This window comes from Brevibacillus composti (genome assembly GCF_016406105.1).
GTDB lineage: Bacteria > Bacillota > Bacilli > Brevibacillales > Brevibacillaceae > Brevibacillus > Brevibacillus composti.
The window spans coordinates 3,574,442-3,595,901 of the sequence record NZ_CP066308.1 but is presented as its reverse complement, the minus strand read 5'-3'; the positions used below and the strand labels follow the sequence as shown (position 1 = coordinate 3,595,901).

The 21,460-nt window shown below is 49.3% G+C and carries 21 protein-coding genes and 2 pseudogenes; 13 read left to right on the top strand and 10 right to left on the bottom strand.

Going from position 1 to position 21,460, the window contains the following annotated elements; genetic code table 11:
* Positions 1-50 precede the first annotated feature (50 nt).
* On the top strand, positions 51-1,055 hold the full coding sequence (locus tag JD108_RS18050; protein WP_228728193.1) for an amidase domain-containing protein: 1,005 nt from the start codon (positions 51-53) through the stop codon (positions 1,053-1,055).
* Between the two features lie 326 nt (positions 1,056-1,381).
* On the opposite strand, the gene JD108_RS18045 is transcribed toward JD108_RS18050, so the two are convergent.
* Positions 1,382-2,068, bottom strand: coding sequence for a ferric reductase-like transmembrane domain-containing protein (locus JD108_RS18045; RefSeq protein WP_198827363.1), 687 nt, complete (start codon positions 2,066-2,068; stop codon positions 1,382-1,384).
* 97 nt (positions 2,069-2,165) lie between these two features.
* Positions 2,166-2,918 carry a class I SAM-dependent methyltransferase gene (locus tag JD108_RS18040; protein WP_198827362.1) on the bottom strand — a complete coding sequence of 251 codons (753 nt, stop codon included), beginning with the start codon at positions 2,916-2,918 and terminating at the stop codon, positions 2,166-2,168.
* Positions 2,919-3,285: 367 nt separating this feature from the next.
* Between JD108_RS18040 and JD108_RS18035 the strand changes: the two genes are divergently transcribed.
* From JD108_RS18035 to yhbH, 4 genes are all read left to right on the top strand, one after another.
* Positions 3,286-3,768: a tRNA (cytidine(34)-2'-O)-methyltransferase gene (locus JD108_RS18035; protein WP_198827361.1), complete on the top strand. Its 483-nt coding sequence runs from the start codon at positions 3,286-3,288 to the stop codon at positions 3,766-3,768.
* A gap of 75 nt (positions 3,769-3,843) precedes the next feature.
* The gene (locus tag JD108_RS18030) at positions 3,844-4,569 is read left to right on the top strand and encodes an HAD family hydrolase (RefSeq protein ID WP_198827360.1); all 726 of its coding nucleotides are present in this window, start codon (positions 3,844-3,846) and stop codon (positions 4,567-4,569) included.
* Positions 4,570-5,111: 542 nt separating this feature from the next.
* Positions 5,112-7,010: a PrkA family serine protein kinase gene (locus JD108_RS18025; protein WP_198827359.1), complete on the top strand. Its 1,899-nt coding sequence runs from the start codon at positions 5,112-5,114 to the stop codon at positions 7,008-7,010.
* Between the two features lie 128 nt (positions 7,011-7,138).
* A complete protein-coding gene (yhbH, locus tag JD108_RS18020) occupies positions 7,139-8,296 on the top strand; it encodes a sporulation protein YhbH (protein ID WP_198827358.1) in 1,158 nt (385 codons plus the stop codon).
* Between the two features lie 175 nt (positions 8,297-8,471).
* Here yhbH and JD108_RS18015 read toward each other — a convergent pair whose 3' ends face one another.
* Entirely contained in the window at positions 8,472-8,834 is a 363-nt protein-coding gene (locus JD108_RS18015; RefSeq protein ID WP_198827357.1) for a DUF3888 domain-containing protein, read from the bottom strand.
* Between the two features lie 389 nt (positions 8,835-9,223).
* Here JD108_RS18015 and JD108_RS18010 point away from each other — a divergent pair, with 389 nt between their 5' ends.
* The gene (locus tag JD108_RS18010) at positions 9,224-9,649 is read left to right on the top strand and encodes a hypothetical protein (RefSeq protein WP_198827356.1); all 426 of its coding nucleotides are present in this window, start codon (positions 9,224-9,226) and stop codon (positions 9,647-9,649) included.
* A 418-nt stretch (positions 9,650-10,067) separates the two neighbouring features.
* Here JD108_RS18010 and JD108_RS18005 read toward each other — a convergent pair whose 3' ends face one another.
* A complete protein-coding gene (locus JD108_RS18005; RefSeq protein WP_198826839.1) occupies positions 10,068-11,222 on the bottom strand; it encodes an IS4 family transposase in 1,155 nt (384 codons plus the stop codon).
* A 378-nt stretch (positions 11,223-11,600) separates the two neighbouring features.
* Between JD108_RS18005 and JD108_RS18000 the strand changes: the two genes are divergently transcribed.
* The 5 genes and pseudogenes from JD108_RS18000 to JD108_RS22860 form a co-directional block, all read left to right on the top strand.
* Positions 11,601-12,098, top strand: a complete 498-nt coding sequence (locus JD108_RS18000; protein WP_198827355.1) for a hypothetical protein — start codon at positions 11,601-11,603, stop codon at positions 12,096-12,098.
* A 452-nt stretch (positions 12,099-12,550) separates the two neighbouring features.
* On the top strand, positions 12,551-13,036 hold the full coding sequence (locus tag JD108_RS22440; RefSeq protein ID WP_228728192.1) for a DUF6431 domain-containing protein: 486 nt from the start codon (positions 12,551-12,553) through the stop codon (positions 13,034-13,036).
* A gap of 48 nt (positions 13,037-13,084) precedes the next feature.
* A complete protein-coding gene (locus tag JD108_RS17995) occupies positions 13,085-14,437 on the top strand; it encodes a DDE-type integrase/transposase/recombinase (RefSeq protein WP_198827354.1) in 1,353 nt (450 codons plus the stop codon).
* On the top strand, positions 14,430-15,230 hold the full coding sequence (locus JD108_RS17990) for an ExeA family protein (RefSeq protein WP_198827353.1): 801 nt from the start codon (positions 14,430-14,432) through the stop codon (positions 15,228-15,230). The genes JD108_RS17995 and JD108_RS17990 overlap by 8 nt, the downstream gene beginning before the upstream one ends.
* A 102-nt stretch (positions 15,231-15,332) precedes the next feature.
* Positions 15,333-15,487: pseudogene (locus JD108_RS22860) on the top strand (SAM-dependent methyltransferase); the annotation flags it as partial.
* A 189-nt stretch (positions 15,488-15,676) separates the two neighbouring features.
* Here the strand turns inward: JD108_RS22860 and JD108_RS17985 are convergent.
* Positions 15,677-15,982: pseudogene (locus JD108_RS17985) on the bottom strand (transposase); the annotation flags it as partial.
* A 122-nt stretch (positions 15,983-16,104) separates the two neighbouring features.
* Here JD108_RS17985 and JD108_RS17980 point away from each other — a divergent pair.
* Positions 16,105-17,601 carry an IS5 family transposase gene (locus JD108_RS17980; protein ID WP_198826818.1) on the top strand — a complete coding sequence of 499 codons (1,497 nt, stop codon included), beginning with the start codon at positions 16,105-16,107 and terminating at the stop codon, positions 17,599-17,601.
* 92 nt (positions 17,602-17,693) lie between these two features.
* On the opposite strand, the gene JD108_RS17975 is transcribed toward JD108_RS17980, so the two are convergent.
* Entirely contained in the window at positions 17,694-18,122 is a 429-nt protein-coding gene (locus JD108_RS17975; RefSeq protein WP_198827352.1) for a peptidase M56 BlaR1, read from the bottom strand.
* 197 nt (positions 18,123-18,319) lie between these two features.
* On the opposite strand from JD108_RS17975, the gene JD108_RS17970 reads away from it, so the two are divergent.
* On the top strand, positions 18,320-19,474 hold the full coding sequence (locus JD108_RS17970; protein ID WP_198827351.1) for an IS4 family transposase: 1,155 nt from the start codon (positions 18,320-18,322) through the stop codon (positions 19,472-19,474).
* Between the two features lie 167 nt (positions 19,475-19,641).
* Here the strand turns inward: JD108_RS17970 and JD108_RS17965 are convergent, their stop codons facing one another.
* From JD108_RS17965 to JD108_RS17950, 4 genes are all read right to left on the bottom strand, one after another.
* Positions 19,642-20,052, bottom strand: coding sequence for a hypothetical protein (locus tag JD108_RS17965; protein ID WP_198827350.1), 411 nt, complete (start codon positions 20,050-20,052; stop codon positions 19,642-19,644).
* A 307-nt stretch (positions 20,053-20,359) separates the two neighbouring features.
* On the bottom strand, positions 20,360-20,611 hold the full coding sequence (locus tag JD108_RS17960; RefSeq protein WP_198827349.1) for a YncE family protein: 252 nt from the start codon (positions 20,609-20,611) through the stop codon (positions 20,360-20,362).
* Complete coding sequence (locus JD108_RS17955; protein ID WP_198827348.1) at positions 20,601-20,816, bottom strand: hypothetical protein; 216 nt, start codon at positions 20,814-20,816, stop codon at positions 20,601-20,603. The genes JD108_RS17960 and JD108_RS17955 overlap by 11 nt, the downstream gene beginning before the upstream one ends.
* Before the next feature lie 137 nt (positions 20,817-20,953).
* On the bottom strand, positions 20,954-21,427 hold the full coding sequence (locus JD108_RS17950; protein ID WP_198827347.1) for a DinB family protein: 474 nt from the start codon (positions 21,425-21,427) through the stop codon (positions 20,954-20,956).
* Between the last annotated feature and the right edge of the window lie 33 nt (positions 21,428-21,460).

Sequence of the window (21,460 nt, the reverse complement as noted above, 5' to 3'; positions counted from 1 at the left end):
CATACAGAGGGCATGGGAGGACATGCTTTCTCGGAGGGGGACAAAAGAACGTGAACAAGATTGATTCGAGAGGGGAGCAACAGCAAGTTGATTGGCAAGCTTTTCTCCGCGATTATTTTGACGATGTTCACCGTTATGCGGTAGATCAGGGATATGAGCGCATCTGGCCATTTTGGAAAGAAGGGGGAAATGGTAAATCGCTCCTCTGGGAACAGTGGCAGCGCTGGGATGAACAGCTTCAACAAAGAGGGGCCGTCACCAAGGCGGTACGCGGGCAGGTCAAACCTCTGTATTGGCTGCAAAAGGGGGAGGAGCTGCAGATATTCGTGAGCTGGGAATTGCAGCGCTGGTATGGCATCAAGGGCAAGCCGGCTGTCGAAGAGGCGAGCTGGATCATGCGTGTGGTCTTGTCTCAGAAACAGGACGGATGGGTAGTGGAGCAGCTGGAAGAGTGCTGGGGGGATGGCGCTGCCGCACCTGATGGCGACGAGGCGTCGTCCCCTTCTACCGATGAAGAGGAGAGGCTGAGGTTGCCCACGCTGGTTGTGCACGGGGCGGGCGGCTATGATGCGAGTCGGGCGATCGCCTATGCAGAGCGGTTCTGGAATAGAGCCAATCCGGCCTATCCGCAATTTACCGACAACTGTACCAACTACATCTCCCAATGCCTCCACGCAGGGGGAATCCCGATGCTGTTCTCCCGGGAAAAGGGAAGGGGATGGTGGATGCGGGGCAATGGAAAAAACGCCAGTTGGAGCTTTAGCTGGTCGGTCGCTCATAGCTTGTATCTGCTGTTGAAGTCAGGGGGTCCCCCGATGCGGGCCGTACAGGTCGCCTCCGTGGAGGAATTGGAGCCGGGGGACATCATCTGCTATGATTTTGACGGCGATGGCCGCTTCCAGCACAATACGATTATCGTAGCCAGGGACGAAAACAACATCCCCCTGGTGAACGCAAACACGACCAACAGCCGGATGCGCTACTGGGAGTATACGGATTCGACGGCCTATACGCCCAATATCCGCTACGCTTTTTTTCGCATCCGAGGTACCTAATGCCGGAGGGGGAGCTTCCGCCTGGCTTGTCGAAAAAGCGACCGTGGCGTACTTAACAGCGGGACTGGTCGGCGGGACCGGTCGGCGGGACTGGTCGGCGGGACTGGTCGGCGGAACTGGTCAGTGGGACTGGTCAGTGGGACTGGTCAGCGGACTGGTCGGCGGGACTGGTCGGCGGGACTGGTCGGCGGAAAAATGGTCAGCGGGACTGGTCAGCGGTACTGCTCACCGATGCTGCTCACCGACTCACCGAAGCTGCTCTACAAGGCTTCTCGACGAGTCCGCTCGACGAAGCCGAGCGGTGTGGCAGCACCTATCGGCTTTGCTCAGGAGCGACGCCGAAAAACATTCCAGCCAAAGGCAGCAAGACGCAGAACCGCCACGATCCCGGCCAGCCAGAGGAAGTCGCCGGGCGAATGCGGCTCCCCCTTGATCGAATTAATGTAAATCAGTGCGTGAAACATGACGAGCACGAACAGCAGCGGATTGGACAGATGGAGACGTTTCCAGCTCGCCCCGCCGAGGAGCTTCTCGGCGTAGCGGGAAGAGGTGATCCACAAGGCCAAGAGGATGACAAAGGCTAAGAGCCCCATGTAATTGGAGATGCCCGTCAACGAAAAATGGGGGGAGAGGGGTCCGCTATACGCGCTATCGCCCAGAAAAAACAAGCCGAGCCATCCCTCTGCGGGCTGAGCGGTTTGCAAGAAGAACAGCTTCGCTCCCCGTTCGAAAATGTACAGAACCAAAGCCACATGTCCGATCGCTGCAAAACCGGCCCCGATGCCCAAATCCCGGCGCAGCTGCAAAAGGTATTTTCCCCAGCGCGGCGGCATGGCGTATTTGAGGGGGCCGAGCAGCAGGGTCATGGCAATCAAAATGTATCCCAGGTACCCGAGCAGCATGCTCCAAGTCTCTGCTGCGGGAAAGCCAGGGAACTGCGGCCATTTGATCCAGACGATCGCAGACAGAACCAGCAGGCTGACGAGACCTGCCGCCAAGCGGAACAAAGCCATACTCACATCACTCCCTGTCGGTGAAAGACACCACGTTTTCCTTTAGATGCACGGGGCAGGCTTAACGTTACAGGGACGAGGGAAAAAGAAATACAGATTACCGGCAGGCTTCAAAGGTAAAGACTTGCTCGGTCCGGGACGGAGGGTTTCCATACTGATAGCCCGCAGATACGGAGATTTGCGAATAGCGGAGGGATTTCAGCAAAAGAGTAAACTCCTCGATTCCATACCACTTCAGCGGGAAGCGTTGCAGCTCCGTTTTGACGAGGTGGCCGTTTTTCCATTTTTCATACTTGAGATAGCTGACCGTGTACTGATGCAGGAAATTGACTTCCACCCGCTTGGATTCCATCGTGATGACGTGCTGGTCGGGGGTCTCCCAGGTCTTGGTGCTGACCGTGCCCATCGAAAGATCGGTCGGCAGGTACAAATCGAGGATGATGCGGCCGCCCGGTTCGAGGTGATCGTACATGCACCGCAGAGCAGCTTTGGCATCCTCATGCTTTTCCAGCAGGAGAAAGGAGCCGGCCGGAATCACGATGGCTTCGTACGTGCTGGGCAGAGAAAAGGATTGCAGCAAGCCTTCGTACAATTGGGCTTCCAGTCCCCTTTCCTGCAAACGTCTGCGGCAGGAGGACAGCATCTGGGGCGAGCAGTCCATCCCGTCCACCAGATACCCCGCCTGCAGGAGAGGGATCAGCATTCTCCCTGAACCGACTGCTGCTTCCAGGATCCGCCCCTTACAGCCGGCCAGACGCTGGGTATAGTATTCGACGTCCCCGAAGGAGTGCCCGACCGGCTTGTCGAGATCGTAGACCTCCGTGGCGAGTTCGCTGTAGCTGCTGAACATGATAAGTCCCCCAGTTTGGAAAAATTACATCTCGTTTCCATTATAGATCATTTTTTGAGGCGGGCGGAAAGGAAGCGGTTTTTTTGCCTACGGTGCTTGGCCCGAGTGCTGCGTCGCCAGTGCTCAGCGCCGATGCTCAGTTGCCGATGCTCAATCGCGGATGTTCAGTCGCCAATGTTTACTCGCCAGTGCTTTCGCGCGGGTGCTCAGTCATATCCGCACAATTTTCACGCACATAGGGAGGCTTCCGGGCTCCCGCAAACATCGGACAAAACAATGGACAAGCCGAACGGTGGCTTTTCGACGGTTCGTTTCGGTATAATAGAGGATGTTTGGACAGCTCGGTGAATAAGGGAGATTTTTGATTATGCCGTTACATATTGTTTTGCACGAACCGCTCATTCCCGCCAATACGGGCAACATCGCCCGCTCCTGCGCAGCGACGGGAGCGCATTTGCATCTGATCCATCCGCTCGGTTTTTCTACCGATGACCGCTACTTGAAGCGGGCGGGACTGGACTACTGGCATGCTGTCAAGGTGCATCACTATGATCATTTCGAACATTTTGCCCAGGTGCAGAAGGAGCTTCTGGGCGAGCGTGCGGGGACGTTTTACTTCGTGGAGACGTGGGGAGAGAAGCTGTACACAGAGGTAGCCTTTCGCGATGGAGACTACATCATTTTGGGAAAAGAGACGACAGGTCTGCCGCAGGAATTGACCGACCGCTACAAAGAACAGACGATACGCATCCCCATGAGCGGGGCGACTCGTTCGGTCAATTTGTCCAACTGTGCCGCGATCGTGCTGTTTGAAGGGCTTCGTCAGCTGGGCTTCCCCGGGCTGGAATAAAAAAAGCGGGAATACGCATCAGCTGAACACGCAATCCGGATTGGCCACTACGAGATGCAAGGGAGAGAACGAACGATGAAGCTAAGCACGATTCTGTTTGACCTGGATGGCACGCTGCTGGAGATGAAGACGGACCCGTTTGTCCAGGGATACCTGCAAGAGCTGGGACAGTACCTGGGCGATCGCTACGACAGCAAGATGATCCTCGGTCTCATCTGGGACGCGACGAAGCAAATGATCATGAACCAGGACGCGGACAAGACAAATGAACAGGTATTTATTGAAGCCTTCATGGCGCGCAGCCCATGGCCCAAAGAAGAGCTGTGGCCGCTGTTTGACAGCTTTTATCGGGATGTCTTTCCCAAGCTCTCTCACCTGACGCATCCTTCTCCGTGGGCGAAGAAAGTCGTCACCGCCGCCAAGGTACAGGGGTATCGCGTCGCTGTCGCAACCAACCCGGTCTTCCCTCGCGACGCCATCCACAGCCGTCTGGCCTGGATCGAGCTGTCTCCGGAGGATTTTGAGCTGGTGACCGTCTACGAAGAGTCTCACTATACCAAACCGAACCCGGGGTACTTCCGGGAGATTGCACAAAAACTGGGTGTTCAGCCTGAGGAGTGCATCATGGTCGGCAACCACATGCAGGAAGACATGGTGGCCGGGCAGGTGGGCATGAAGACGTTCTTGGTGACCAACTGGCTGGAGGATCGCGGCGAGCCGCAGTACGAAGTGGATCAACGGGGGACGCTGGCGGAGCTGCACGAGGCGATCGTGAACCGGACAGGCTTGTTTGCACAATAAAACAGCGGAGAATAAAAAAACAGGATGCCCTTTGCAGGCACCCTGTTTTTTTCCTGGGAGCGTAGAAAAAAAGCTAGCCGAGCGTCGGCCGGCTTGTCCTTACAGATTCCAGGTCTTGTCTTCGTTGTATCCCGCTGTCAAAATGAAGAATACAAAAGCGGCAAAGACCAATCCCACGATAAACGTACCCATGTTGGACCGCTCCTTTCCATACCAAACTACTCCCATTATATCGTAGCCTTCCCCATTTGCAAGGGATACGGATTCAGCGTTTTCTGTCATTCTGATGAACTTTTCCCGACACTTTTCCGTCTTATTTTTCCGCTCATGCCTTGCACCGGAAATGCTATGCTCGCAGCATGTCCCTGCAGTTTGTGCGCCCTTTTTTGCAGATGTGGACCGAAACATGTTCCTTCCTCGCGCATACAGATAGGAAAAGGCAAATCAACATCCATGAGAATGCGCAACTGCTGGCGGACATATACATGAAAGTACATGGTCGTTCGCGAAGAGAGAGGGCTTATGAGGGAGGAGAGACGAGCATGGACATCTTAAAGCGCATCGCAGAGCACCGGGCCCGTGAAGAAAAATTGATGTGGAAGGGCACATTTGCCGAATACCTGGAAATGGTTCGCAAAAATCCGCAGATCGCCCAGACTGCTCACTCGCGCGTCTATAACATGATCAAAGGTGCAGGAATAGAGGAAAACGAGGATGGCAGCCGCTCGTATCGTTTTTTTAGCCGGGAAATTTTTGGTCTGGACCGCGCCATTGAACGACTGGTGGAGGAGTATTTTCATTCAGCCGCCCGCAGGCTCGATGTCCGCAAGCGGATTTTGTTATTGATGGGTCCGGTCAGCGGGGGGAAATCCACGATTGTGACCATGCTGAAAAAGGGGCTGGAGGAGTATTCCCGCACGGATGAAGGAGCGGTCTATGCCCTGGATGGCTGCCCGATGCAGGAGGAACCGCTGCATCTGATTCCGCGTGAGCTCCGGCCTGAAATCGAAGAGGAGCTGGGGGTCAAGATCGAAGGCGAGCTGACGCCCTATAACCGGATGCGGCTGGAGACCGAATTCGGCGGGCGCATCGAGGATTTTCCGGTCAGGCGGATTCTCTTCTCCGAGGCAAACCGGGTGGGTATCGGCACCTTCAGTCCATCCGATCCGAAATCCCAGGATATTGCCGATCTGACGGGAAGCATCGATTTTTCCACGATCACCAAATACGGCTCCGAATCGGACCCGCGCGCCTATCGCTTCGACGGCGAACTGAACAAGGCCAACCGCGGGCTGATGGAGTTCCAGGAAATGCTCAAATGCGATGAAAAATTCCTCTGGCATCTGCTTTCGCTGACGCAGGAGGGCAACTTCAAAGCAGGCCGTTTCGCGCTGATTTCGGCGGATGAACTGATTGTCGCCCATACGAATGAATCCGAGTATAAGGCCTTTATCGCCAATAAAAAGAACGAAGCGCTGCAATCCCGGATCATCGTCATGCCGATCCCCTACAATCTCCGGGTCAGCGACGAAGAGAAAATCTACGCCAAGCTGATCAAGCAGTCCGATCTGGGCCATGTCCACATCGCTCCCCACGCGCTGCGGTCCGCCGCGATTTTCTCGATATTGACCAGATTGAAGGAATCCAAAAAGCAAGGGGCCGACCTCTTGAAAAAGATGCGCCTCTACGACGGGGAGTCGGTGGAAGGCTTCAAGGGCTCCGATCTGGATGAGCTGCGAAACGAGCATGGGGATGAAGGCATGTCCGGCATCGATCCCCGCTATGTGATCAACCGGATCTCTAGCGCCCTGATCCGCCGCGATACCGAGTGCATCAATGCCCTGGACATCCTGCGCGGACTGAAGGAAGGCTTCGACCAGCATCCATCGATCTCCAAGGAGCAGCGGGAGCGCTACCTCAACTTCATCTCCATGGCCCGCAAGGAGTACGATGAGCTGGCCAAGAAGGAAGTTCAGAAGGCCTTTGTCTACAGCTATGAGGAGTCGGCCAAAACGCTGATGGATAACTACCTGGACAACGTCGAGGCCTATGCCAATATGAACAAGCTGCGCGACCCGGTCACCGGCGAGGAGCTGGATCCGGATGAGCGCCTGATGCGCTCCATCGAGGAGCAGATCGGCATTTCCGAGAATGCCAAGCGGGCGTTCCGCGAAGAAATCCTGATTCGCATCTCTGCTTATGCCCGCAAAGGGAAACGCTTCGACTACAGCACGCATGACCGGCTGCGCGAAGCCATCGAGAAAAAGCTGTTTGCCGATCTGAAGGATGTCGTCAAAATCACCACCTCGAACAAGACGCCGGATGAGCATCAGTTGAAAAAGATCAATGAAGTGACCCGCCGCTTGATTGAGGAGCATCACTACTGCCCGGTTTGTGCCAACGAGCTGCTGCGGTACGTGGGAAGTCTGTTGAATCGGTAAAAGCCGGATCTGGCTTTGCAAGGATGTAACTCGGCGCAGCCGCGCCAGTAGGAGGCACCCGAAGGGCACACGGATCTGGCTTTGCAAGGATGTAACTCGGCGCAGCCGCGCCAGTAGGAGGGGACCCTATGGAGGATTCGATACCGTTTGTTGTCTCCCGGGAAGACTGGTCGCTGCACCGCAAAGGGTACCAGGACCAAAACCGCCATCAGGAAAAGGTGAAGGAAGCGATCAAGAAAAATCTGCCCGATCTGGTCAGCGAGGAAGCCATCATCATGTCAAACGGGCGTGACGTGATCAAAATCCCGATTCGTTCGCTGGACGAATACCGGCTGCGCTACAATTTTCAAAAAGGGAAGCATGGCGGGCAGGGCAAAGGTGACACCAAGGTCGGGGATGTCATCGCCAAAGACGGCGATCCCGCCCAAGGGGCCGGAAAAGGCCAAGGTGCAGGCGACCAGCCGGGCGTGGACTATTTCGAGGCGGAAATCAGCGTCGAAGAGCTGGAGGAGATGCTGTTCGCCGAACTGGAGCTGCCGAATCTCCAGCGCAAGGACGAGGATCAGATCGTCATCGAAGAGACGCGCTTTAACGATGTGCGCAAAAAGGGCCTGATGGGCAATATCGATAAAAAACGAACCCTGATCGCCGCGATTCGCCGCAATGCGCTGGCCGGGTACAGCGATCTGGAGCTGGGCATCACCGACGACGATCTGCGGTTCAAGACCTGGGAGGAGATTATCAAGCCTCACTCCAATGCCGTGATTATCGCGATGATGGACACCTCGGGCAGTATGGGTGTCTTTGAGAAATACATCGCCCGCAGCTTTTTCTTCTGGATGGTGCGCTTCCTGCGGACCAAGTACGAAAAGGTGGAGATCGTCTTCATCGCCCACCATACCGACGCCAAGGAAGTGCCGGAAGAAGTCTTCTTCTCCAAAGGGGAAAGCGGGGGGACGATCTGTTCCTCCGCCTATAAAAAAGCGCTGGAGATCATCGACAGCCGGTACCCGACGGCGCAGTACAACATCTACCCGTTTCACTTTTCCGACGGCGACAATCTCACCTCGGACAACGAACGCTGCGTCAAGCTGGTGAAGGAATTGATGGACCGGTGTAATATGTTTGGGTATGGGGAAGTCAATCAGTATAACCGGCACTCTACCCTCATGTCCGCCTACCGCCACATCAAGGACCCGAAATTCATGTACAGCGTGATTCGGGAAAAGGGCGAGGTATACAAGGCGCTGAGGACGTTTTTTGGGAAGAAAGAAGTTGTGGGATGAAAAAGAACGCTCTCTCCAGGTAAAGGAGGGAGCGTTTTTTGGGTGAAGAATGGCGGTATACTGCTTATTTCTAGGAGGAAACACAATGAGCTGGACGGATATTGAAAGGGACGAAACCGAATCATATTGGATGTAACTAGCCACGGCCGCCAGCTCTGACATTTCAATTAATAGTTCATTTTTTTGGCTCAAGCCACTTGATGTTGTAGTGAATTACATCTCCCTCGGGTAGCTTAATGGTCATTGTTTCAAAGGCATAAGGAGGGTTGTGAGCCCCTTCGAATGTTTTCACACGAATGGTTACGGTAAAACGGGTAAGATCTCTTGGATTAAGTCTTTTTACTTCCAATATTTCTTCCGTTCCTCTATTCCATAATCGGTTCGTTCCATGCTTAACAACAGCATTTCCCATCTTGTCTAGCATGGCTTCAATAAAGGCACGATACATGAGGTCGCAATCAGATTCCTTTTCAGCGAGTGCAGGTTTAGGAGAAGGTAGGAAGGTAAATATCAAGGGAATGAATAAAAACTTTTTCATGGAGAAACCACCTTTGTTTTCGGTTAGGTTCTCCTGTAATTCAAACCTCTATTTATCAAATAGTTAGTGTGGTGATTCGCGTTCTTTAATCTGAATCGTGTAAACACTCTCAGTTTTTGAAACAAAGGTTATAATTACCAAAACACTACATGTTTTTATTTTCAAATTCCCTCTCAACTACTTGTATAGTACGGTGTTTTTCTATTTATCAACTGGTTTTCATAAATCATGAGTATATTAGTAGAAATGAAGTGTTGCGGACAATTTCATCTCCAAAAAAATGTAAAAATAAAAACAAAAAAAGGAAAAATATAGGTATAGATGTTGATTATTGGAAAACAATCACTTAATATGTAAAATATAAACATTAAATCTAATAGGAGGAAAATATGAAAAGAAAGATTTCTCTTACCCTATTATGTTCAGCTTTTGTTTTTGCGGTATTACCGACAGCATTTGCAGCCATGGGTACTGCAGTATCGCAAGCGTCAATGAGTAAGACTAATTCTACTGTTGGAGGTGAGCTTCATTATATTATTTCTTCTCAAGGTACGACTAAAGATATTTCAAGCAATGTAAAAGCTAGTGACATCGAAACTCTACTATCACAAGCGATTATTACAAGGAATGAAAAAAAAATAACTAGTAAAGACATGATCGATTCTAATGTTAAATCACTAACAGCAAAATTAAGTGATCAAAGAGAGTATGGAACAGGTGAATGGTATGTCATGGCAAGGGGCAAAATTTATTATTCAGATGGAACATCAGATGATTCTGTTCACTCAGTTAGCGCTGTTTATACAGTGCAATAGAATAATGTAAATTAATCAAGTAATGTAAGAGGAGGAAAAAGTGAAAAAGAAACTATTATTTGCTGCATTGCTTGCATTTTGTGTGTATATTTCGCCTACTACGTATGCGATGATAGATGAAGTACATTCAGATATCTATCTGGGAAGTGAGTCGACTCTTAGACACACTGCAAAATTTAATGCAAAAACAATTTCAACAGTAACTTGCGCAAAAATTACTGTAATGTCAAATGTATATATGAACTCAATAGCGTTGCATAAACATTGCTTTTCTATCGTTTATAGAATTTTCTGAAAACGGACCTGCCGCCGTATAGGCTAAAAAGTTAAGGGGGCTATGCATGCAAGGCAGTCATTGTCCATTTGGTAATATATAGGATTTCAAGGTGCTGATTACCTTTTCTTGCTTTGCGTTGCCTTAGCTCTTTACGACCTTCTGCCGACCTTTCGAAGTGCGTGCTGGTTTTCGAAATACAGCCGCTTTAAAAACTTCCCACGACTTGGTGAGATTCGATTTTAGTAGTCGGCTTAGATCAAGCAGCGACTTAGTTGTCGAGAGCTCCAGTTTCATCAGGAGCAGAAGGCAGTAACTAATCAGGCAAATCAGGATCTGGTTCCATACGGCGTTTTCATCTTCACCGTAGAATCGCGTCAACTTCAGATGCTGCTTCAACCATCGGAAGAAGGTTTCAATCTTCCAGCGATTGCGGTACAAGTCGCCGATTTCTTCAGCGGTCAGATCGAATCGGTTCGTTATGATTCGGATGGGATTTCCTTTTAAATCGACGGTTTCGATGAGGCGAAGAACATGCTTCATCTGTTTGGCCCCTTTGCCGATCTTCACCATGCGATCCCGAGTCATGACCGAGCCTTCCGCTGTTGGAAATTCATCCATCACTTCGACAATAGCATTGTCTTTCAACCGAGTAACGAAGAAGACTCCATCCCAGCAGTACTGGTCGTATTTCTCGTAGTCCACGTAGCCGCGGTCAAATACATAAGTAGCGCCGGTTTCATCGATGAGCGCATCCATTTGGGTGCGATCTGACGGCTTGGCCGGAGTGAGCACGGCCTTCTCCGGATAGACCGTATCCGGATCACAGAAGGTCACGCGTAAGTGGAGTTTCACGCCGGCTTTCGTTTTCCGGTACGTTGCCCACTTGTACTTGCTAAGACACAGACTCATGGTCGTGGAATCCAGCAGTTTAACCGTACCGACTCGCCCAGCGGCAGGCGTGCGAATGCGAGTGACCTGAGCGACCAGATCGACAAATAGCTGCTGTAAAAGTTCCGGCGACAGCTTGTTGTTCTTCCTGGAAAGCTGCGAAATACTGATGGAGGTGATGCCGAGTTCTTTCTGGAAGGCTTCGTTATTCTCAATTTCGGTGACAATGTCCCGCAAAGCCTTGCGCTGATTCAGCTGAGCGTCCATGAAGATGAGAAGGTACGCTAGAGTGGTAAGCTTCTTCACATACTTGTCTTCGCCGGTTTCTGTGGTCCAGTCGGAAATTATTTTTGCATTTAAGGGTGCAACCCATTTACCAAATGACGAAAGTAGTGTATCCTTGTCCATGCGTGATCTCCTATGATTAGGGATTTGGACAGGACTACCTGCTACCCTAATTATGGAGATTTTTTCTTGCAATGGACGTCTTTAATTTAACATTTTTGGCACAATTTAGAATAACAGAGAAGGGTTCGAATTTAATGCAACGCTATTGATATGAACTATAAAAAACAAGGTGCAACTGAAAATGAGGCTAATTATAGCGCAAGATCTGTTAGTTTAACTGGTGAAAGAGAAGCTGTTAATCCGACTAAACAGGCATATTGGGAAATTTATAGTAATCACTACGAATATGCTAATAGTGAAACGGTAGAAACTCATCGTGGGGCCAGCTTTGACGATATGATTTGGAGACCATAACAAAATGATAGGGAGAGATTAATTTTGAAAAAAAAGCTACTCTTTACTATTTTGACTTTACTGTTGGTTTTTTCGGTTTTTGGGGGAGCTTATGCTAAGAATGAGGCTAAGCATTCTAAAGTAGAATTGCTTAAACAGAGGCTTGTTGAGTTTCGAGATAAGGTTGATAATGATATTGCCCTGTCCTTTAATATTAACTTAGGAAACTTAACACAATTAGATCGCCAAGAAATTTTCTCTAATGAACAATATAAAAATATTGCATTCACATTAATGGATGTCATGATTGAGCAAGAAGATGGGGATATTATCCCTAGCGTATACTTGGATGAAAAGAATAATGAGCTATATATCCTGGAAAAAAAATCGGACGGGATGAACGTACTTCATAAATATGTAACTGACAGTGTTCAATCTCTTTCCAGTGTTCAATCCAATGAAGACAATCATTCAACTCAATGGGTTGAGGTTAATCTTAATAAAGCGGATGGTAAGATAATTGAGTTTGATGAAATTGATTAAGGTTAGTTTTTTAGGCAAGCCTTTTATAGCTAACAAATTCAAGGGCGTAAGATGAAGCGATCCTGATTTGTTGGTGAACAGAAATAACATCCTAGTCTTACCACCTCAAACAGACAACAATAATTTAAGAAGCGACTTCTTCCCGGTATTCAATCGGAGAGAGGTCGCTTAATTTTTGGGGGAATTCTTATGGCTGTAATAGGCTCGGCAATCTTTTGAGGGACAGATTGATGTTGCGGCTCAAACATAATGTCCAGTTGCTGACGGAATTGCCTGTCCAATCGTTGCTGAATATAATGACCTTATCATTGAAAAGGAAAAAGGATGCCTCCCAAGAAGTGGGCCTGCGGTAACAGGTCCACGGGATGCATCCCCAAAAAACACCATGATCATTGTATCAAATTATGAGCTGATTGAGAAGGTACCCGGCGTTTTTCGTTAGATGTGCAGAGGTGGTTCCCTCTCCTTGCTGTGGAGAAGAGATGAATGTTATTGGTAGCCGGAGGAGGAAGATCGTGAGTGAGGGTGGGGAAGACCGCCTGCTTGTCATCCGACGGTTGCGTTGTTCGCACTGCCAGAAAATTCACCATGAGCTTCCAGATTGTATCGTGCCATACAAACGGTATGAATCATCATGTATCGAGCAAGTGATTTCAGAACCGGATACGCTATCTTCCGTAGCGTCTGACGACGCTACCCTGTTGCGTTGGAAGAACTGGTTTCATGAGCAGTGCTCATACTGGCTGGGGTGTTTGGTATCGATCACCATTCGCTTTCATCAGGACCCTGTGGGGAAATCGTCCGTATCTTCACAGTCTGCACATCACAGTATCGGACACTACGTTGGGGACGCCCCCGGCTGGCTGGCGAGAATTGTCCGCCCCATCGTCAATTCAAATTTGTGGGTACATACCCGTTCTGCATTCTTGTCCACTTAGCCCTGCGGTAGACTCATCTCGAAGTCTACCAAGTGAGGTGCTAAGAACATGAAAGATCAAAAGAAAGCTGAGGCCATTGCGGCGGAGCGTGTACAACTGCTGTCTCCGCTCTTGGCAGAAGGACTCGATCCTGCCAAGGCCCGTGAGATCAAGGCCAGGATCTGCGAGCAGACAGGTATCTCCGAACGGACGCTGCGCCGGTATTTGGCAAAGTATCGCCAAGAGGGGTTTGGAGGGCTAAAGCCGAAAGGCAAAGGGCGGCAACCGTCAGATGCAACCATTCCACCAGAGGTATTGGAACAGGCCATTCTGCTACGCCGTGAGGTACCCAGCAGAAGCGTGGCCCAGCTCATTCAAATCCTCGAATGGGAAGGACGAATCCAGCCTGGTGAAATCAAACGCAGTACGCTCCAGGAGAAGCTTGCGCAGCGCGGCTACAGCACACGCCACATGCGCATGTATGCGGAATCAGGAGTGGCCGCAAGGCGTTTTCAACAGCGCTATCGCAATCGTCTCTGGCATTCAGACATCAAATACGGCCCGTATCTGCCCATCGGTCCGGCTGGCTCGATGAAGCAAGTGTTCCTTGTCACGTTCATCGACGATGCGACGCGGTTTGTGTTGCATGGTGAGTTCTATCCAGTCATGGACAAATCCATCGTGGAGAACTGCTTCCGCCGGGCGATCCAGAAGTTCGGCGTGCCTGAATCGGTCTATTTTGACAACGGCAAGCAATACCGCACGAAGTGGATGACCCGCGCATGCTCCAAGCTCGGTATTCGACTTCTGTTCGCGAAGCCTTATTCGCCGGAGGCCACAGGGAAGGTCGAGCGTTTCAATCGCGTCGTCGACGCGTTCCTGAGTGAGGTGGCGCTTGAAAAACCGAAGACACTGGAACGGCTGAATGAGCTTTTTGCCGTGTGGTTGTCAGAGTGCTACCAGAACAAGCCGCACTCAGCGCTTGAGAACAAACGAAGTCCAGAAAGTGCCTTCCGCAGCGACAAGAAGGCCCTACGTTTCGTGGATCCAGATGAGCTCGCGAATGCCTTCTTACACTGTGAAACACGTAAGGTCGACAAGTCAGGTTGCATCAGTTTCATGGATCGCAAGTACGAGGTTGGCCTTCCATTCATCGGCTGCACAGTGGATGTCGTCTACGACCCTGCGGATATCACCGAGCTCACGATCGAGTATGAGGGGCATACGCCATGGCGTGTACGGGAACTCGTCATCGGCGAACGTGCAGGAAAGCGTCCGCCGTTGCCGGAACACCTAAACAGATTGCCAGCTAATACGTCAAGGTTGCTTGCTGCCGCAGAAGATCGCAGCCGGGACCGTAAGGTCAACCAGGCACCTGCCGTAGCCTATCGCCGGGTGAGCAAGGAGGACAGCCATGTTTGAATCCTTTTATGGCCTCCATTGTTCTCCATTTTCGAGGGATATTCCGACAAACGAATTGTACGAGTCAGACATACTGGAAGAAACCCTCGGGCGTCTTACGTACGCAGCCGAACGGCAGTGGTTTGCCGTTGTTACCGGCGACTGCGGAACAGGCAAGACAACGACGATACGTCGGTTTACCGAGGTGCTCGATCCTGCTACGTACAAGGTGCTCTACCTGTCGGACTCCAAGCTGACGCCGAGACACTTCTACAAAGGGTTGCTCGAGCAACTCGGTTGCGAGTCAAAGTTCTACCGAGGTGACGCCAAACGCCAGCTTCATCGCGAGATCGAGCTCATGCGCGGCATTCATCGGCTTCAGCCGGTCGTTGTCATTGATGAGGCCCATCTTCTCGACCGCGAAATGCTGGAGGAGGTACGTTTCCTGCTGAATTTCAAGATGGACGCCCAGAGCCCGATGGCACTCATTCTCGTAGGCCAAAGCGAACTATGGGATCGCCTGAATCTTCAGGCATATGCTGCCATTCGTCAGCGCATCGATTTGCAGCGGAAGCTGCCGCATTACGATCGGGCCCAGACCGGTGCATATATTCAGCGGCATTTAACTTATGCTGGAGCGGAGCATGACATATTTACCGAAGGTGCGATCGACGACATTTACCGTTTCTCCAGTGGAGCCGCTCGCATGATCAACAAAGCCTGCACGCACTGCCTGATCTACGGCTCACAGAACAAACATCGGATCATCGATGATCATATGGTCAAGCGTGTTATACAGGGAGAATTATCATGATTCTCCCCCTTTTTTTCATCAATTCAGTCGGACAGTTTGTCCGTCATCAGCAGGACAACTTATGCCGTCAACTGGAGGACATTATGTATTAGCAGTAACAAGATTGAGAAAAATGCAAACGAGAAGAAGTCTGGAGCAGGTCGATACTTTACCCTTCGTGTCTGTTTTGATGTGATGACGAAGCTGATCGCTTCACGACTAAAAGAGCACTGTAAATGACCCTGCGTGGAACCTTTGGCTTTATGATTGCAGCTGATGCTATGTGAAAGACAGGGTCTGTCAAGATTTTTGTGTAAACTCAATCAACCGATATATGAAAAGGTTTCATCCCCCTAATTGGGACGTCTTTTTCGAAACCAATAGAGTCAAGGGCGTAAGGCGAAGCGAACCCTTGACGCGTTGGTGGAGAGAAAGATAATCCTTTCGGGGATGAAGCCTTTCATTTATTAACGGATGTACGGCTGTACCCGATCTTCAAAGAAAACTGATAGCTGTAAGAGAATCTGGCCCCAGTTCTGGACTCGTCCCGTCCACTTTCGCAGAACATCCATGGTTACGAGATATAACATCTTCAAAAGGGCATCGTCTGTGGGAAACATGGCTTTTCCCTTTGTCACCTTTCGAAGTTGTCGATGATAACTTTCGATCACGTTTGTTGTATAGATCAGCTTTCGAATCTCTGGAGGATATCTAAAGAAGGTGGCAATCTCGTCCCAGTTATTCCGCCAGGAACGAACCATCAAGGGATATTTAGGGGCTGCTGAACAGATAAAAAATACTGTAACCACAAGGGTTTTGCCTCGTTTTCATCGAAATCATGTGCAAGGAAATCGACGATTTTTCTTCAAATTCCTTGCACATGGAGCGGATCTGAATGTACGAATTTCTCTCTCATCGTGAAAATCAACTGCTTCTCCCTGATGATTTTTTCTTGCCATTTGGCGGCAAGTTGAGTAAAGAAAATCGCTGGGTCAAGTTGGCTCGGTTGGTACCGTGGGCACATGCAGAGAAAAAGTATGCCAAGTCCTTCCGCATATCGTTTCGTGGACAAAAGGCCGTTTCCATCCGTGTCGCTCTCGGGGCACTCATCATTCAGGAACGTTTGCAACTGTCGGACCGGGAAACGGTCCAGCAGATTGTCGAAAACCCGTATCTGCAATACTTCATCGGGCTGGAAGGCTATCAGGATCATCCACCGTTCCACCCGTCGCTCATGACGCATTTTCGCAAACGTTTAGGCGAACCGGTTCTCCGTGAAATCAACGAGATCATCGCGGTTGAGGCCGCTAAATCAATTCCAGATTCCGACCGTGACGATGAACCAAAATCAGGTACAAAATCCAAAGGTAAACGTACGACCAAGCGTCACTCAACATCCGAGGAAGATCCGAACCAGGGTGTCTTGTTGCTGGATGCCACATGTGCCCCGGCGGATGTGGCGTACCCAACCGATTTGAACTTGCTGAACGAGGCGCGTGAGAAACTGGAGGAGATCATCGATACGTTACATGCTCCACAGATTGGTCGTTCCCGCAAACCACGGACTTATCGGGATAAAGCTCGAAAGGAGTACCTGGCCGTGGCCAAACAGCGTCGTGCAAACGGCAAGGTGATTCGTCGAGCGATCGGCAAGCAACTCCGGTATGTAGCACGTAACCTTCAAATTATCCGCAACATGGCCTCACGGCAGCCGCTGACACTTTTGAGCCGGAAACAATATCGCGACTTGCTTGTGATTCAGGAACTGTATCGACAGCAACGCATGATGTTTGAACGCAAAACGCATCAGATCGAAGATCGAATCGTGAGCATCCACCAACCGCACGTCCGCCCGGTCGTACGCGGCAAAGCGAAAGCGCGAGTAGAGTTTGGCGCCAAAGTATCGGTCAGCATGGTGAACGGTTATGCTTTTCTGGAGCGTCTATCATGGGACAGCTTCAACGAAGGGGTGACGCTGATCGAATCTGTAGAAGCATACAAGAGACGCTTTGGTTGTTACCCGAAGGCGGTACTTGCCGATCAAATCTATCGCACCCGGCAAAACAGGGCATTTTGCAAAGCGCATGGCATTCGTTTGAGCGGTCCGGCGCTTGGCCGTCCCGTACAAGGCGAAGAAGCGACAGAACAACGGCGAGTCGCAAGACAAGATGCACGAAAACGCAACGCCATAGAAGGCAAATTTGGTGAGGGCAAGCGCAGGTATGGGCTTGGCCGTATTCGAGCATGCCTTGCGAAAACAAGTGAAACCGTCATCGCGCTTCAGCTCCTGGTGATGAACCTCGAGCGTAGGCTGCGGGATTTTTTTGTCTCCTGGTTAAACCGTCTTCTTTCCTATAGAATTCCTGCTTTTGGAAACATTTTTGAAGTTTGAAAACCGTTCAGCAGCCCCTAAGTAAAACCAGAAAAAGCACCCGAATTCCCTAATCCGAGTGCTCTTTTCTGGTTTATTATAGAAAACTGGCATTACTCGTTATCCGTGGTTGTTTCTTTGAAAGACTCTTCACCGTTTTCAACATGAAATGTTCCAATTACTTTCTTTCCATTTACATCATACAATGGAATCGTCCGATGACCTTTCTTTTTATTACGTTGATGGTCCAATGCTTGCGTAGGGGTTTTTGGTAAACTTTCGTTCAAATCAGTAGATTTCACGTAACCAACTGTACCATCTACACCAATTGCTTTGATTAAATCGGGTTCTTTACTTGGAGAAGATGCATACAGTGAAGAACCATAAGTTTGTCCATTCTCATTTACTGGAAAGTTGATTTGGTCCTGGTCCTGCCTGTTGGCTAATGTCGTGCCAACACTGAGAATGCCTAACGTAATACCGATTCCCAACACAGAACCTACTACAATTAATTTTAGTGCCGAATTTCTAATCCTCATCATAGGCTCCTCCTTAATATTGAATATTTGGTGACTGAAATGTATTGTATGTCAATAGCGTTGCATTAAATTCGAACCCTTCTCTGTTATTCTAAATTGTGCTAAAAATGTTAAATTAAAGACGTCCATTGCAAGAAAAAATCTCCATAATTAGGGTAGCAGGTAGTCCTGTCCAAATCCCTAATCATAGGAGATCACGCATGGACAAGGATACACTACTTTCGTCATTTGGTAAATGGGTTGCACCCTTAAATGCAAAAATAATTTCCGACTGGACCACAGAAACCGGCGAAGACAAGTATGTGAAGAAGCTTACCACTCTAGCGTACCTTCTCATCTTCATGGACGCTCAGCTGAATCAGCGCAAGGCTTTGCGGGACATTGTCACCGAAATTGAGAATAACGAAGCCTTCCAGAAAGAACTCGGCATCACCTCCATCAGTATTTCGCAGCTTTCCAGGAAGAACAACAAGCTGTCGCCGGAACTTTTACAGCAGCTATTTGTCGATCTGGTCGCTCAGGTCACTCGCATTCGCACGCCTGCCGCTGGGCGAGTCGGTACGGTTAAACTGCTGGATTCCACGACCATGAGTCTGTGTCTTAGCAAGTACAAGTGGGCAACGTACCGGAAAACGAAAGCCGGCGTGAAACTCCACTTACGCGTGACCTTCTGTGATCCGGATACGGTCTATCCGGAGAAGGCCGTGCTCACTCCGGCCAAGCCGTCAGATCGCACCCAAATGGATGCGCTCATCGATGAAACCGGCGCTACTTATGTATTTGACCGCGGCTACGTGGACTACGAGAAATACGACCAGTACTGCTGGGATGGAGTCTTCTTCGTTACTCGGTTGAAAGACAATGCTATTGTCGAAGTGATGGATGAATTTCCAACAGCGGAAGGCTCGGTCATGACTCGGGATCGCATGGTGAAGATCGGCAAAGGGGCCAAACAGATGAAGCATGTTCTTCGCCTCATCGAAACCGTCGATTTAAAAGGAAATCCCATCCGAATCATAACGAACCGATTCGATCTGACCGCTGAAGAAATCGGCGACTTGTACCGCAATCGCTGGAAGATTGAAACCTTCTTCCGATGGTTGAAGCAGCATCTGAAGTTGACGCGATTCTACGGTGAAGATGAAAACGCCGTATGGAACCAGATCCTGATTTGCCTGATTAGTTACTGCCTTCTGCTCCTGATGAAACTGGAGCTCTCGACAACTAAGTCGCTGCTTGATCTAAGCCGACTACTAAAATCGAATCTCACCAAGTCGTGGGAAGTTTTTAAAGCGGCTGTATTTCGAAAACCAGCACGCACTTCGAAATGTCGGCAGAAGGTCGTGAAGAGCTAAGGCAACGCAAAGCAAGAAAAGGTAATCAGCACCTTGAAATCCTAGATATTACCAAATGGACAATGACTGCCTTGCATGCATAGCCCCCTTAACTTTTTAGCCTATACGGCGGCAGGTCCGTTTTCGGAAAATTCTATAAACGATAGAAAAGCAATGTTTATGCAACGCTATTGATTGTATGTATCATATCCATTTCCGTTATATGCAGCGCTTACACCTTTACTATAATAGGTTCCTGAACCACAGTCACCAGATGTTGAATTAGATAACCCGGCTGCTCGGCTTGTGTTATAGATAAAATCAGTTGATTTACATAGTGCATCTGACTTATATAATCTCGATTTAACACCAATATAACCAGTAGGTACGTTGCCATCAGTAGAATGAGCAACCGTACCAGCCCACAATCGAGTATCGTTCGAAATATCACCCTTGTTTTTATAAGAGTAACCATTAATAGGCCCATAATATCCCCAGTTACTTTCTGCATAAGTTGCATATGCGACCGTTGTACTCGCACCGATAAGGATGCCCAAAGAAAAAGTGCTTAGTAAAAATCTTATTTGCCTTAATTTCAAATGAATCTCCTCCTTAAACAGTAAATTAATTTTTGTTTCTTACTTATTTCAAAATATTACCATAATATGTTACATTTTGCAATGAACTCCGAAATAATCCTGGCAAAAATGATCCTAGGATGGATCTTGTACTTTTTGCTATATACCGGTTAAACGACCATACGCAAAAGGATATGTCTCACCTTTTGATTAATAGTTTGTGTTAACAAAGAAAAGATCTAATAAGCGATAAAAAAAGAACGCTCTCTCTAAAAAAAGAGGGAGCGCTTTTGGGGTGCGTAATTCTCCACTCAGGTATGACCAGAACCTAGGCGCGCCATTCCCCGACCATTATCTGGTCTTTTTGCTCTAAATCGGTCGTATCAATGATGGACAGGGTACCGTTTACAAAGTTTGTGACCAGCAGATGATTTCCATCCAATGCAATGTCCGCTGGGGTAGGCGTTTTTATCTTTTTCACCAACTCCCACTTTTTCAAATCGTAAACAGATATTGTGTCACCGCTCTTACCTAAATCGGTATAGTGATTGATAGAACCAAGGTCGCCTTTAACCACCATCTATTGCGGGAAATCCTCTTCCAGGGTCAATTCCCGTATAACAGAACCTTTCCTCCATCAGTTCCCAAGTTTTTTTTGTATAACTCATCGGATTTTGTACCCACGGTGGTTTTGGACGTTTAGAAAAAAAACGGGTTAGTGCCAAAAAATATGTCTTCAAAGACCCTAGCTGAAGTTCCTCCGGGGTATCGATGGTCTTTTTCACATGATACCGTCCCCCTTCATCCTTACCAATCAGAACTGATTTGGCGTGTGTTCCTTGATTACGACGGCCTCCTGGTTTGACAGTTAGAATGACATCCCCATCACTAAGCTATGTGATGTCAATTCATAAATCGTCAGTTAATCCCAAATTTGGGACCTCTCTAATCCTACCATTCTCATGTATTGGAGAAACTGACCTGTATGGACGGCATCGTGATACGCGATCCGGAGCAGCATATCCCCCAGTGAACGCGTATACCCGGCATCGCTGCGTACAATCAGTCGGGTAGACAGCTCGTCTTCTCCTACCGTTTCGATATAAGCGAGGAAGTCATCAAAATACGGCTTCGACATGCGGATTTCCTCTTCAACCGAGACGATAGGCTCGTTTTCGTAGAGTTGCGGCGCTCGATTCGCAAGGGAACCGTTATTTTTTACGATCACATGGTAATCATGGGTACCGGTCCACACGTGGCGAATCATTTCACCAAAGGACATGGCGTCAGGGTCCGGTCTCCAGGGCAGCCACTCGTCAGGCAGACTGCTCCATACTTTGATCGACCGTCTCCTGGTTTCACGCAGGTTCAGCAGAATGGCTTCATGAGCGTTCATGTTCATCTCCTCCCGTTGCATTTTGGAAAATAA

Excerpts from the sequence above, each read along its gene's own strand:
- JD108_RS18045 (WP_198827363.1), bottom strand. The coding sequence starts at position 2,068 with ATGGCTTTGTTCCGCTTGGCGGCAGGTCTCGTCAGCCTGCTGGTTCTG.
- JD108_RS18040 (WP_198827362.1), bottom strand. The coding sequence starts at position 2,918 with ATGTTCAGCAGCTACAGCGAACTCGCCACGGAGGTCTACGATCTCGAC.
- JD108_RS18035 (WP_198827361.1), top strand. The coding sequence starts at position 3,286 with ATGCCGTTACATATTGTTTTGCACGAACCGCTCATTCCCGCCAATACG.
- JD108_RS18030 (WP_198827360.1), top strand. The coding sequence starts at position 3,844 with ATGAAGCTAAGCACGATTCTGTTTGACCTGGATGGCACGCTGCTGGAG.
- JD108_RS18025 (WP_198827359.1), top strand. The coding sequence starts at position 5,112 with ATGGACATCTTAAAGCGCATCGCAGAGCACCGGGCCCGTGAAGAAAAA.
- yhbH (WP_198827358.1), top strand. The coding sequence starts at position 7,139 with ATGGAGGATTCGATACCGTTTGTTGTCTCCCGGGAAGACTGGTCGCTG.
- JD108_RS18015 (WP_198827357.1), bottom strand. The coding sequence starts at position 8,834 with ATGAAAAAGTTTTTATTCATTCCCTTGATATTTACCTTCCTACCTTCT.
- JD108_RS18010 (WP_198827356.1), top strand. The coding sequence starts at position 9,224 with ATGAAAAGAAAGATTTCTCTTACCCTATTATGTTCAGCTTTTGTTTTT.
- JD108_RS18005 (WP_198826839.1), bottom strand. The coding sequence starts at position 11,222 with ATGGACAAGGATACACTACTTTCGTCATTTGGTAAATGGGTTGCACCC.
- JD108_RS17995 (WP_198827354.1), top strand. The coding sequence starts at position 13,085 with ATGAAAGATCAAAAGAAAGCTGAGGCCATTGCGGCGGAGCGTGTACAA.
- JD108_RS17990 (WP_198827353.1), top strand. The coding sequence starts at position 14,430 with ATGTTTGAATCCTTTTATGGCCTCCATTGTTCTCCATTTTCGAGGGAT.
- JD108_RS17980 (WP_198826818.1), top strand. The coding sequence starts at position 16,105 with ATGTACGAATTTCTCTCTCATCGTGAAAATCAACTGCTTCTCCCTGAT.
- JD108_RS17975 (WP_198827352.1), bottom strand. The coding sequence starts at position 18,122 with ATGATGAGGATTAGAAATTCGGCACTAAAATTAATTGTAGTAGGTTCT.
- JD108_RS17970 (WP_198827351.1), top strand. The coding sequence starts at position 18,320 with ATGGACAAGGATACACTACTTTCGTCATTTGGTAAATGGGTTGCACCC.
- JD108_RS17960 (WP_198827349.1), bottom strand. The coding sequence starts at position 20,611 with ATGGTGGTTAAAGGCGACCTTGGTTCTATCAATCACTATACCGATTTA.
- JD108_RS17950 (WP_198827347.1), bottom strand. The coding sequence starts at position 21,427 with ATGAACGCTCATGAAGCCATTCTGCTGAACCTGCGTGAAACCAGGAGA.